The organism is Bacillus sp. IS1 (assembly GCF_032461585.1).
Classification (GTDB): domain Bacteria; phylum Bacillota; class Bacilli; order Bacillales; family Bacillaceae; genus Bacillus; species Bacillus velezensis.
Map to the genome: position 1 here is coordinate 350947 of NZ_JAWCWR010000001.1, position 13411 is coordinate 364357.

The 13411-nt window shown below is 46.4% G+C and carries 10 protein-coding genes; all 10 read left to right on the forward strand.

Annotation, left to right across the window (positions count from 1 at the left end; translation table 11 throughout):
• Positions 1-88: 88 nt before the first annotated feature.
• The 10 genes from RUW00_RS01645 (at position 89) to ftsZ (ending at position 13383) form a co-directional block, all read left to right on the forward strand.
• On the forward strand, positions 89-2008 hold the full coding sequence (locus RUW00_RS01645) for a stage V sporulation protein D (protein ID WP_095271884.1): 1920 nt from the start codon (positions 89-91) through the stop codon (positions 2006-2008).
• A gap of 195 nt (positions 2009-2203) precedes the next feature.
• Complete coding sequence (locus RUW00_RS01650; RefSeq protein ID WP_017417733.1) at positions 2204-3676, forward strand: UDP-N-acetylmuramoyl-L-alanyl-D-glutamate--2,6-diaminopimelate ligase; 1473 nt, start codon at positions 2204-2206, stop codon at positions 3674-3676.
• Positions 3677-3783: 107 nt separating this feature from the next.
• Positions 3784-4758 (forward strand): phospho-N-acetylmuramoyl-pentapeptide-transferase, encoded by a 975-nt coding sequence (gene mraY / locus RUW00_RS01655; RefSeq protein ID WP_007409707.1) that lies wholly within the window; start codon positions 3784-3786, stop codon positions 4756-4758.
• On the forward strand, positions 4759-6114 hold the full coding sequence (gene murD, locus RUW00_RS01660; protein WP_095271887.1) for a UDP-N-acetylmuramoyl-L-alanine--D-glutamate ligase: 1356 nt from the start codon (positions 4759-4761) through the stop codon (positions 6112-6114).
• A 58-nt stretch (positions 6115-6172) separates the two neighbouring features.
• Complete coding sequence (spoVE, locus tag RUW00_RS01665; RefSeq protein ID WP_003154430.1) at positions 6173-7273, forward strand: stage V sporulation protein E; 1101 nt, start codon at positions 6173-6175, stop codon at positions 7271-7273.
• Positions 7274-7389: 116 nt separating this feature from the next.
• Positions 7390-8481 carry an undecaprenyldiphospho-muramoylpentapeptide beta-N-acetylglucosaminyltransferase gene (gene murG, locus RUW00_RS01670; RefSeq protein ID WP_014417719.1) on the forward strand — a complete coding sequence of 364 codons (1092 nt, stop codon included), beginning with the start codon at positions 7390-7392 and terminating at the stop codon, positions 8479-8481.
• Between the two features lie 25 nt (positions 8482-8506).
• The gene (gene murB, locus RUW00_RS01675) at positions 8507-9418 is read left to right on the forward strand and encodes a UDP-N-acetylmuramate dehydrogenase (protein ID WP_015388267.1); all 912 of its coding nucleotides are present in this window, start codon (positions 8507-8509) and stop codon (positions 9416-9418) included.
• A 129-nt stretch (positions 9419-9547) separates the two neighbouring features.
• Positions 9548-10336: a cell division protein FtsQ/DivIB gene (locus RUW00_RS01680; protein WP_007409710.1), complete on the forward strand. Its 789-nt coding sequence runs from the start codon at positions 9548-9550 to the stop codon at positions 10334-10336.
• Positions 10337-10885: 549 nt separating this feature from the next.
• Positions 10886-12199 (forward strand): cell division protein FtsA, encoded by a 1314-nt coding sequence (gene ftsA, locus RUW00_RS01685; RefSeq protein ID WP_003154425.1) that lies wholly within the window; start codon positions 10886-10888, stop codon positions 12197-12199.
• Positions 12200-12234: 35 nt separating this feature from the next.
• Positions 12235-13383: a cell division protein FtsZ gene (ftsZ, locus tag RUW00_RS01690; protein WP_029973501.1), complete on the forward strand. Its 1149-nt coding sequence runs from the start codon at positions 12235-12237 to the stop codon at positions 13381-13383.
• Positions 13384-13411 lie beyond the last annotated feature (28 nt).

Below are 13411 nucleotides of genomic sequence, written 5' to 3' on the forward strand. Positions count from 1 at the left end.
CGCGGGCTTCTTTTTTATGCGCCGCCGTTCTATGTGTCCAAGCTGAGGCATAAATTGAAACAAGCCTAAATAAGGAGTGGACGGTCCCTTGCGCGTTTCAAATGTAACGGTTCGAAAACGTTTATTACTGGTTTTGCTTTTTGGCGTAATCATTTTTTTGATCATTGACAGCAGATTAGGCTATGTCCAATTTGTGATGGGAGAAAAGCTGACTTCACTGGCTAAGGATTCCTGGAGCCGGAATTTGCCGTTTGAGCCTGAGCGGGGAGAGATTCTTGACCGAAACGGCGTGAAGCTGGCTACTAATAAAAGCGCGCCGACCGTCTTTGTCGTACCGCGCCAGATCCAAAATCCCATAAAAACGGGCAAGCTTCTCGCGTCAGTTTTAAATATGTCGGAAGAGAAGGTCTACAAACACATTACTAAGAAAACCTCCATAGAAAAAATCTCACCCGAGGGTCGGAAAATTTCCAATAAAAAAGCGAAAGAAATCAAAGCGCTCGACTTAAAAGGGGTTTATGTGGCTGAAGACAGCATCCGCCATTATCCGTACGGAAGCTTTTTGTCCCATGTTCTCGGTTTTGCCGGTATTGATAACCAGGGCCTTCTCGGATTGGAGGCTTATTATGATGATGACTTAAAAGGTGTCAAGGGATCTGTGAAATTTTATACGGATGCCAAGGGGAAGAAAATGCCTGATGAAGCGGATGATTACACCCCTCCGAAAGACGGACTTGATATGAAATTGACGATTGATGCCAAGGTTCAGACGATTATAGAAAGGGAGCTCGACAATGCAGCGGCGAAATATAACCCGGACGGAATGATTGCGGTCGCAATGAATCCGAAAAACGGGGAAGTGCTCGGCATGTCAAGCCGTCCTGATTTTGATCCGGCTGACTATCAATCGGTGGATTCGTCCGTTTACAACCGGAACCTGCCGGTATGGAGCACATATGAACCGGGTTCGACCTTTAAGATTATTACGCTTGCGGCGGCTCTCCAAGAGCAAAAAGTAAACTTGCAAAGAGACCACTTTTATGACAAAGGATTTGCCGAGGTCGACGGCGCCCGCCTCCGATGCTGGAAAAAGGGCGGCCACGGTTCGCAATCTTATCTTGAAGTCGTTCAAAATTCCTGCAACCCCGGGTTTGTACAGCTGGGGGAACGGCTCGGAAAACAAAAGCTGTTTCAATATATTAAGGACTTCGGCTTTGGAAAGAAAACAGGCATTGATCTGCAAGGGGAAGGAACGGGGATCTTATTCCCGCTTGACAGAGTCGGACCGGTCGAACAGGCGACAACCGCTTTCGGACAAGGGGTTTCCGTCACGCCGATTCAGCAGGTGGCAGCCGTTTCCGCAGCAATAAATGGCGGAACGCTTTATACTCCGTTTATCGCCAAAGAGTGGGTTGATCCCGTTACGAAAAAAACCGTTAAGAAACAATCGCCGATTGCGAAAAGGCAAGTTATTTCCCAGGAAACGTCAAAGCAGATCAGATATGCTTTAGAAAGCGTCGTCGCTCAGGGAACGGGGCGGAATGCCTTTGTGGAAGGATATCGCGTCGGCGGAAAAACAGGTACCGCACAAAAGGTTAAAGACGGCAAATATCTCGAAAACAACCATATCGTCTCCTTTATCGGTTTTGCGCCGGCTGATGACCCGAGCCTTGTCGTATATGTCGCGGTTGATAATCCGAAAGGCACGATTCAATTCGGGGGAACCGTCGCCGCGCCGATTGTCGGAAATATGATGAGAGACAGTCTGCCTGAGCTCGGCGTCAAACCGCGAAAAAATCAAATCGAGAAAAAATATCAATGGAACGACACAAAAACAATAGAGGTTCCGAATGTTGTAGGGATGTCTGTCTCTGATCTTGAGTCGCTGCTTGTCAATTTGAATATAGACTCCTCAGGAAAAGGAAGCAAAATTGTGAAACAATCACCTGCAGCCGGAACGAAAGTAAAAGAAGGCTCAAAGATCCGTGTTTACTTGAGTGAAGAATGAGTCTTTTTGAGGCAGCCGATTGTTTTCGGCTGCCTCTTATCATAAAGAGAAAAAAAGAAGATAACTTTTAAGATTAACTGGATGTATCCTTTTATTTACGCTAAAATATGAACTGTATGTTTAAAAGCCATTCTGACTTTTATAAACGGTTATCATGATAAAAGAATGAATAGAATTTCTGAGAGGTTTGATACAATGAAACTTACAAAGCTGCTTACATATTTAATGGCCGAACCTGTTCAAAATGACTTTCATGACCCTGACATAACTTCAATTGAGATGGACTCCAGGGAAGTGAGAAAAGGGAGTCTTTTTGTATGTATAAAAGGGTATACGGTAGACGGACATGATTTCGCCCAAAAAGCCGCAGAAAACGGCGCAGCGGCCATCGTTGCCGAGAAAGAGCTTGACGTCGATGTTCCTGTCATTATCGTCCGCCGGTCACAGCGGGCGCTCAGCGTTCTTTCTGACGCGTTTTACGGGCAGCCGACAAAGCAGCTTCAGCTTATCGGCATCACCGGCACAAACGGCAAAACATCAACGACGCACATGGTTGATGAGATTTTCAAAAAAGCGGGAAGGCAGACCGGTTTAATCGGAACGATGTACATTAAAATCGGGGATGAGACATTCCCGGTCAAAAATACAACGCCCGAAAGCGTCACACTGCAAAAAACGTTCAAGAAAATGAATGATGAGCATGTTGACACAGCTATTATGGAAGTGTCTTCTCACGCTCTGTCACTCGGCAGGGTTCACGGCTGCGATTATGATATCGCCGTATTCACGAACCTGACGCAGGACCATTTAGACTATCACAAGACGATGGAAGACTACAGACAGGCTAAAAGCCTCCTGTTTTCCCAGCTGGGCGGCTCCTTTAACCACGAAAAGCCGAAGCGGGCCGTTTTAAACGCAGATGACAAAGCCAGTGCTTATTTTGAAAAAGTGACGGCGGCGCACATCCTTACATACGGAATCGAGAACGATGCCGATGTCATGGCGAAACAAATCGAGATCTCTGCGCAAGGCACAAGCTTTGAACTCGTTACGCCAAAAGGAACAAAGCAGATCACGGTTTCACTCGTCGGCCGCTTCAACGTGTATAACGTACTGGCTGCAGCGGCGACAGCGATCGCAGCGGGACTGCCGTTTGATACGATCGCAAGCGCTCTTGAAGAGCTTCAAGGTGTCAGAGGCCGGTTTGAACTGGTGAATCATAATCAGCCGTTTCCTGTGGTCGTCGATTACGCGCACACGCCTGACAGTCTGGAAAACGTTCTGAATACATGTAAAGACATGACAGAGGGCAAGCTTTTCGTCGTCGTCGGCTGCGGCGGAGACCGGGACAAAACGAAACGCCCGAAAATGGCCGAAATTGCGGTGCGGATTGCCGACGAACCGATTTTCACTTCAGATAACCCGAGAAGCGAGGACCCGCTGGCCATATTAAGAGATATGGAAAGAGGGGTAGAAGGCACTTACTATCACAGTATCGCAAACCGCGAGCAGGCTATCTTTTTTGCCATTGCCAACGCGAAAAAGGGAGATGTGGTTCTGATTGCCGGGAAAGGGCATGAAACCTATCAGCAGATCGGCAATGAAACATTCGACTTTGATGACGCCGAAGTAGCGGGTAGAGCTATTGTTGAGCTGAATAAAAAGTAAAACAGGAAAGAGTGTTAGAATGAGGGAAATGAAAAGAATTACGGGGACACAATGTGAATATGATAAATACGTATGTCGTTTGAACGAAACGGGAGGAGAAAAGAGCAATGCTTGAGCAAGTGATTTTATTTACAATAATAATGGGATTTTTAATCAGTGTTCTGATATCTCCGATTCTTATCCCGTTTTTAAGACGTTTAAAATTCGGCCAAAGCATCAGGGAAGAGGGGCCGAAATCACATATGAAAAAATCAGGGACGCCGACGATGGGCGGAGTCATGATTATCGTATCCATCGCCATTACGGCGATTGTCATGACGCAGAAATTTTCGCATCTGAGCGCGGAAATGTTTCTTCTGCTGTTTGTCACGATCGGATACGGCCTGCTCGGCTTTCTGGATGACTATATTAAAGTAGTAATGAAACGGAATCTCGGATTGACGTCGAAGCAGAAATTGATCGGCCAGATCATTATTGCCATTGTATTTTACGGAGTATATCATTATTGCCATTTTTCAACCGGTATCAGGGTGCCGGGCACACATCTGTCAATCGATCTCGGCTGGGGATACTTTATCCTCGTTCTCTTTATGCTTGTCGGAGGTTCAAATGCCGTCAACCTGACAGACGGTCTGGACGGTCTCTTGTCCGGTACCGCGGCTATCGCATTCGGCGCTTTCGCCATCCTTGCGTGGAACCAGTCACAATATGACGTTGCGATTTTCTCGGTTGCCGTTGTCGGCGCCGTTCTTGGTTTTCTTGTATTCAACGCCCATCCCGCCAAGGTATTTATGGGGGATACCGGTTCGCTTGCGCTCGGAGGAGCGATCGTGACCGTTGCCATTCTGACGAAGCTTGAAATTCTGCTCGTCATTATCGGCGGAGTATTTGTTATTGAGACCTTATCTGTTATCTTACAAGTCATCAGCTTTAAAACGACAGGAAAACGAATCTTTAAGATGAGTCCGCTTCACCACCATTACGAATTGGTCGGATGGTCTGAATGGAGAGTTGTCGTCACATTCTGGACTGCGGGACTGCTGCTTGCCGTTTTAGGAATTTACATCGAGGTGTGGTTATAAGTGGAAAACGAACTTTTTTTGCAAAAACAAAACTTTCTGGTCCTCGGACTGGCGAAAAGCGGATATGCGGCTGCGTCGATTCTTCATGAAAAAGGCGTTAACGTCGTCGTGAATGATCAAAAAGCCTTTGAAGAGAACGAACCTGCCCAAAGGCTTTCAGAAAGAGGAATTGAAGTCATCTGCGGTGAGCATCCGACGTCACTTTTTGATCAGCATCACATTACCATTCTGATCAAAAATCCCGGAATCCCGTATGAAAATATCATGGTGGAGGAAGCGCAAAGAAGAGGCATCCCGGTCTGGACGGAAATCGAGCTTGCGTATTATATCACCAATGCAAAATTTATCGGCATTACAGGTTCAAACGGGAAAACAACAACGACGACCCTGATTTATGAAATGCTGAAAGCTGACTCGATAAAGGCGCTGATCGCAGGGAATATCGGCACTGTCGCCAGTGAAGTGGCTTATCATGCTGACGGTGATGAATGGATCGTCACAGAGCTTTCTTCGTTCCAGCTTATGGGGACTCATGCGTTCAGACCTGAAATCGGCCTGATTTTAAATGTGTTCGACGCTCATTTGGATTACCATCACAGCCGTGAAAACTATGAAAAAGCCAAGCAGAACGTGTATCTTCATCAGCTTGAGAGTGATACGGCCATCGTGAATCAAAGCGATGAAACAGTCGTGCGGCTTGCCGAAAGCGGAAAAGCCGGCACCGTTCCGTTTTCAGTTCACCAGGAACTGTCAAGCGGCGCATTCATTAAAGACGGAATGCTGATGTTCGGCGATGAAGTGATTCTGCCTGTTGATGACATCGTACTGCCGGGCGCGCACAATTTAGAAAATATTTTAGCCGCTGTAGCCGCGGCAAAAACGGCGGGCGCGTCTAATAAAGCGATTCAGAAGGTGCTGACAAGCTTTACCGGTGTCAAACACCGTCTGCAGTATGTAACTGCGATCCAGAATCGTAAATTTTATAATGACAGCAAAGCGACGAATATTTTGGCCACAAGCAAAGCGCTCTCCGCATTCAAAGCACCGGTTATTCTGCTTGCAGGCGGACTGGACCGCGGCAACGGTTTTGACGACCTGAAACCGTATATGGATAATGTCAAAGCGGTCCTGACGTTCGGACAGACAGCGCCGAAGATAGAAAAACTGGGCAATGAGCTGGGAATACAACATGTCAAACGTGTCGATAATGTTGAACAAGCAGTATCTGCGGCGTTTGCGCTCTCAAATGAAGGAGACGTCATCCTCTTGTCACCCGCGTGTGCAAGCTGGGATCAGTTCAAAACATTTGAAGAACGCGGTGACATGTTTATAGATGCCGTGCATATGCTTAAGTAAGGGCTTGTCTCTGTTCATCGGCAGCCCTAAATGACTTATGCTTGGGGTGTCGATTGCTTTGACTACTAAAAAAACAGCGCCTGATTTGTTATTAGTTATCATTACGTTATTGCTTTTAACAATAGGATTAATTATGGTCTACAGTGCAAGTGCGGTATGGGCGGATTATAAATTTGACGACTCGTTTTTCTTCGCGAAACGGCAGCTGCTGTTTGCGGGGATCGGCGTCATTGCCATGTTTTTCATTATGAATGTGGATTATTGGACATGGCGCACATGGTCGAAGCTGCTTCTGATTATTTGTTTTTTTCTGCTTGTGCTTGTGCTGATTCCGGGAGTCGGAATGGTGCGGAACGGTTCAAGAAGCTGGATCGGAGTGGGAGCGTTCAGCATTCAGCCTTCGGAGTTTATGAAACTCGCGATGATTGCGTTTCTGGCTAAATTTCTTTCTGAAAAACAGAAGAATATTACGTCATTCAGACGCGGATTCGTTCCCGCGCTCGGAATCGTGTTTTCTGCATTTATTATTATTATGTGCCAGCCAGACCTGGGAACGGGGACGGTAATGGTGGGCACGTGCATCGTGATGATTTTTGTTTCCGGTGCGCGAATCGCTCATTTTGCGTTCCTCGGACTCATCGGTTTAAGCGGATTTGCGGCACTAGTTCTGTCCGCTCCTTATCGGATTAAACGGATTACCTCTTACTTAAACCCGTGGGAGGATCCGCTTGGAAGCGGATTTCAGATCATTCAGTCGCTCTATGCCGTAGGTCCGGGCGGACTGTTCGGGATGGGGCTGGGTCAAAGCCGGCAAAAGTTTTTTTACCTGCCGGAGCCGCAAACCGATTTCATTTTTGCTATTTTATCTGAGGAACTCGGCTTTATCGGCGGTTCGCTCATATTGCTGCTGTTCAGTATTTTATTATGGCGGGGCGTCAGGATTGCCCTCGGCGCGCCGGATTTATACGGAAGCTTTGTCGCCATCGGTATTATTTCTATGATAGCTATTCAAGTCATGATTAATATCGGCGTTGTGACGGGGCTGATCCCGGTAACAGGAATTACGCTGCCGTTTTTAAGCTACGGAGGCTCATCACTGACGCTGATGCTCGCAGCGGTCGGCGTGCTTTTAAATGTCAGCCGGTACTCGAGGTATTGATCTGTATCTTGCCTCATCACTCATGATTTATTCGTTATCTATAAAAAAACAGACAACATCAATAACCCTGTCCTAAAAAACAGGGTTATCGCTATGTGATTAAGGGGGACATACGAATGCGTATTGCAGTAAGCGGAGGCGGAACCGGAGGACATATTTATCCGGCCCTGGCCTTTATTAAAGAAGTTCAGCGCCGGCATCCGGATGTGGAATTTTTGTATATCGGAACAGAGAACGGCCTTGAGAAAAAAATTGTTGAACGGGAAAATATTCCGTTTCGCGCCATTGAAATTACAGGTTTCAAACGAAAACTTTCTTTTGAAAATGTAAAAACCGTCATGCGTTTCTTAAAAGGCGTGACGAAAAGCAAATCATATTTAAAAGAGTTTAAACCGGATGCCGTTATCGGTACAGGCGGCTATGTATGCGGTCCGGTCGTATACGCGGCGGCAAAAATGGGGATTCCGACGATCATTCATGAGCAAAACAGCCTGCCCGGCATCACAAATAAGTTTCTCTCGAAATATGTTAATAAGGTGGCAATTTGCTTTGAAGAGGCAAAATCGCATTTTCCTGCTGAAAAAGTTGTGTTTACGGGAAACCCGAGAGCCTCTGAAGTCGTCTCAATTAAGACAGGCCGCTCATTAACTGAGTTCGGGCTGAAAGACAATCAAAAAACGGTGCTCATTTTCGGCGGAAGCAGAGGCGCGGCTCCCATTAACCGTGCCGTTATAGATATGCAGGAAGAATTGAAAACGAGACCTTACCAAGTCCTTTATATTACCGGGGAAGTGCATTACGAGAAGGTAACGGCTGAGCTGAAAGGCGGAAAAGCCGCTGATAATATGGTGACAAAACCGTTTTTGCACCAAATGCCGGAGTACTTACAATCAATTGATGTCATTGTGGCCAGAGCCGGAGCGACGACGATTGCGGAGATCACCGCTCTCGGCATTCCGAGCGTGCTTATTCCGAGCCCGTATGTGACAGCCAATCACCAGGAAGTCAATGCGAAGGCGCTCAGCCAGCATGACGCTGCAATCGTACTGAAGGAAACCGAGCTCAGCGGAGAAAAACTGATCGCTGCGCTGGACAAAATCGTCATGAATGAAGAAACCTTAAAAGACATGAGTGAGCGGACAAAATCACTCGGTGTTCCGGATGCGGCAGCCAGACTGTACAGTATCATGGAAGACATAAAAAAATAGAGCAAATGGAATGCGGAGGTTTATGATGGAGAACGTAATTCAGGAATTAAGAGACCGCGAAGTCGGCAAAGTGCTGGAACAAGAACCGCTCGCGAACCATACAACGATGAAAATCGGCGGTCCGGCGGACATTTTAATCATCCCCAACCGTGTGGAAGCGGTCAAAGATATTATGGATATTGTGAAGAAACATGATCTGCCATGGACGGTTATCGGCCGCGGTTCAAATCTGCTCGTGCTTGATGAAGGCATAAGAGGAGTTGTCATCAAACTGGGCGCGGGTCTGGATCATTTGGAGATTGACGGTGATCAAGTGACGGTCGGAGGCGGCTATTCGGTCGTCCGGCTTGCGACTTCCATGAGTAAAAAAGGAATGTCCGGTCTCGAATTTGCAGCGGGCATTCCCGGATCAATCGGCGGAGCCGTCTATATGAATGCCGGGGCGCACGGATCTGATATGAGTGAGATTCTTGTGAAAGCCCGTATCTTATTTGAAGACGGCACAATCGAATGGCTGACAAACGAAGAGATGGATTTCAGCTACAGAACGTCTGTTTTGCAGAAAAAACGCCCCGGCGTCTGTCTCGAGGCAGTTCTTCAGCTTGAGCAGAAGGAACGGGAAGCCATTACGGCGCAAATGCAGCAGAACAAAGATTATAGAAAAAATACTCAGCCGTATTCAAGCCCCTGCGCCGGAAGCATATTCAGAAATCCGCTGCCGAATCATGCCGGAAACCTCGTTGAAAAAGCGGGATTAAAAGGACATCAGATCGGCGGAGCGAAAGTATCCGAAATGCACGGGAATTTTATCGTCAATGCCGGCGGAGCGACTGCCAAGGACGTTCTAGACCTGATTGAGTATGTGAAAAAGACAATCCGTGAGCAGTATGATGTTGACATGCATACAGAAGTTGAAATCATCGGAGGGAATCGTTAAAAGGTTCTCTGATTTACATGAGCTCATGTGATATACTTTTAACAAATGTCAAACGGCATCACAGCATGCCGTTTGTTTTTCAATCAGACGAATGTCAAGCTGTTTCATTCTTAGTGAGGTGGACAGGCAGTGAACCCAAATCATGAAAGAGAAAAAATCGTAAATATTGAAGAGCGGATTCCGAAAATCAAAGAGCAGCGGAAACAAAAAGCAAACCGCCGGCTGATTTCATTCATTGTGCTCTTTTTTATGATGGTGCTGATCATCGTGTACTTGCAGATGCCGATCAGCAAAGTGTCTTCTGTCACCGTTTCCGGAAACGAAAACGTGTCTGTAAAAGAGATCAACGCGCTTTCTGATATACATAACGGACAAACCGAGTTCTGGAGTCTGAACAAGAAACAAACAGAAGAAAAGATTGAGCAGAATAAGCTGGTGAAAAAGGCGGAACTTTCAAAAGTATTTCCTAACAAAGTCAGCATTCACATTGAAGAATACAAGACGATCGCGTATCTGCAGCGACATGATGTGTATTATGAAGTGCTCGAAAACGGCACCGTGCTGCCGAACGAAGTCACACCGGATGACGCGGGCCCGATTTTGGTTGACTGGACAAACGCGAAAAAGCGGGTCAAAATGGCGGAGCAGCTTGATAAGCTTTCCGGTTCGCTTAAGCAGTCGATTTCTGAAATCTATTATACACCGGTAAAAATGGATCAGGACCGGATCAAGCTGTATATGAACGACGGGTATGTAGTTACCGCTTCTATTAAAACGTTTGCCGGCCGGATGAAGACCTATCCTTCTATCGTTTCCCAGCTGGACGGCGGGAAAAAGGGGATTATCCACTTAGAAGTCGCTACGTATTTTGAAGAATTTAACAAAGGTAAATCCGGCAAGAAAAAAGAAAATGATTAATAGTTCTAAAGAACTAATTTAAAGGTGATTCAAAAGAATCTATTACAATCAGCGGGGCAGCCGATATAACCGATAGCGGAATCATTATGACTATGTTTGTTTTTGCCCGGGATATGGCTGCCGGACAAGCGGAAAATTCTCAATGCAATGGGCGTGTCTTCTGCAATGAGCATTGCATTTGGAATTTTCCTCCTGTTTCTTCTTTTTTCGGATGTTTCTGGCAATATCTATAGCTTTTCTGGAGGTTCATCTTAGTGTAGACTAATGGAAAGCGGGTATATTTGCATCTGGTTTGCACATTATGGCACCGTGACAGGAAATCTTACGGTAAGGTGGGCCGTCTCTAAAAAAAATAAAAAAAATGCGATATAAAAGAGGATATACATAGAATATAACGAATAGTTTCATTAAACATAAATTGTGAGAAATCAGATAAGAATTTGTTGATGCTGTTGTTTTTGTTACACACTTGTAAAGCCACATTCATTGTATTGTTGTTCCGCAAATAATAGAATAGAATTTGATCGAAATGTGAGGAGGTGCCATAGAATGAACAACAATGAACTTTACGTCAGTCTTGACATCGGTACGTCCAATACAAAAGTGATCGTCGGAGAAATGACAGATGATTCCCTTAACATTATCGGAGTGGGAAATGTACCGTCTGAAGGGTTGAAAAAAGGCTCAATCGTTGATATAGATGAAACCGTTCATTCTATAAGAAAAGCGTTTGACCAAGCTGAAAGAATGGTAGGTTTTCCGCTGAAAAAAGCCATTGTCGGCGTTAATGGAAATTATATTCATATTCAAGATACGAACGGCGTTGTCGCTGTTTCCAGTGAAAACAAAGAAATTCACGTTGAAGACGTCCGCAGGGTAATGGAAGCGGCACAGGTCGTGTCAGTTCCGCATGAGCAGCTGATCGTTGACGTCGTTCCTAAACAGTTTATCGTTGACGGAAGAGACGAAATTACCGATCCGAAAAAAATGCTCGGCGTGCGCCTGGAAGTAGAAGGCACGCTGATTACCGGATCCAAAACGATCTTACATAATTTACTTCGCTGTGTGGAGAGAGCGGGCGTTGAAATTACTGATATCTGCCTGCAGCCGCTTGCGGCCGGTTCGGCGGCTTTGTCAAAAGACGAAAAAAACCTCGGAGTCGCCATGATTGATATCGGCGGCGGCTCGACGACGGTGGCGGTATTTGAACAGGGGCACCTGAAGGAGACAGCCGTCATTCCGCTCGGAGGCGAAAACATCACGAAAGATGTATCGATCGGATTGCGCACTTCCACCGAAGAGGCTGAAAGAGTAAAAAAACAATTCGGACATGCATTCTACGATGAGGCTTCAGAAGATGAAGTATTTGAAGTCACCGTCATAGGAACGAATCAAAAGCAATCTTTTACACAGCAGGAAATTGCCAATATTATTGAAGCAAGAGTGGAAGAGATTCTTGAGATTGCCGCAGCCGAAATTGAGCATATGGGAATTACAGATCTGCCCGGCGGCTTTGTGCTGACCGGCGGACAGGCCGCAATGCCCGGAGTGCTTTCATTGGCACAGGAAGTGCTGAGGCACAATGTAAGGGTCGCAAGCCCGAATTATATCGGTGTAAGAGACCCTCAGTATATGACGGGTGTCGGCTTGATACAATTTGCCTGCCGAAATGCCAGAATTCAGGGAAGAAAAATAGGCTTTCATATGCCGGAAGAAGCCGTGCAGGAAATCGCGGTCTCTCACGAAGAAGAACATCATCAGCGGCCAGAGGCGCAGCAGCGTCCAAAAGCAAAACAAAAAACACAAGCCGAACACAACAAACCGAGCAAAATGAAAAAACTATTAAGCATGTTTTGGGAATAGATTGATAGTCATTCGGCAGATTAGGAGGATTTAGCATGTTGGATTTCGAAACAAACATAGACGGCTTAGCATCAATTAAAGTAATCGGAGTAGGAGGCGGCGGTAATAACGCGGTCAACCGAATGATTGAAAATGAAGTACAGGGTGTAGAGTACATTGCGGTAAACACGGACGCGCAAGCTCTTAACCTGTCAAAAGCGGAAGTGAAAATGCAGATCGGGGAAAAGCTGACCCGCGGTCTCGGAGCGGGTGCGAATCCGGAAGTCGGCAAAAAAGCCGCTGAAGAAAGTAAGGAACAAATCGAAGAAGCGCTAAAAGGCGCTGACATGGTGTTCGTTACAGCCGGAATGGGAGGCGGTACCGGAACGGGAGCCGCACCGGTTATCGCGCAAATCGCAAAGGACTTAGGCGCTTTGACTGTCGGTGTCGTAACAAGACCGTTTACATTTGAAGGAAGAAAACGTCAGCTGCAGGCTGCAGGCGGTATCACGGCAATGAAAGAAGCCGTTGACACACTGATCGTTATTCCGAATGACCGCATTCTTGAAATTGTCGATAAAAACACACCGATGCTTGAAGCATTCCGTGAAGCTGATAACGTGCTTCGCCAAGGGGTGCAAGGTATCTCTGACCTCATCGCAACGCCTGGTTTAATCAACTTGGACTTTGCCGATGTCAAAACCATCATGTCCAACAAAGGTTCAGCATTGATGGGTATCGGGATCGCTACGGGCGAAAGCCGTGCTGCTGAAGCCGCCAAAAAGGCGATCTCCAGTCCGTTACTGGAAGCGGCAATCGACGGAGCGCAAGGTGTTTTGATGAACATTACGGGAGGTACAAACCTGAGCCTCTACGAAGTGCAGGAAGCAGCCGACATCGTCGCTTCTGCATCTGACCCTGATGTCAATATGATTTTCGGTTCAGTTATCAATGAAAATCTGAAAGATGAAATCGTCGTCACCGTTATTGCGACCGGTTTTATCGAACAGGAAAAAGATGACTCAAAACCGCAGCGCCCGACTTTAAACCAAGGATTGAAGTCTCAAAGCCAAAACGCTGCGAAACGTGAGCCGAAACGAGAAGAAACACAGCATCAAAACACGTCGAACCGCCATACATCACAGCCTGCGGATGATGCCCTCGACATTCCTACATTTTTAAGAAACCGCAACAAACGCGGCTGATGTAAAAAAGGACAAGACCACATGGTTT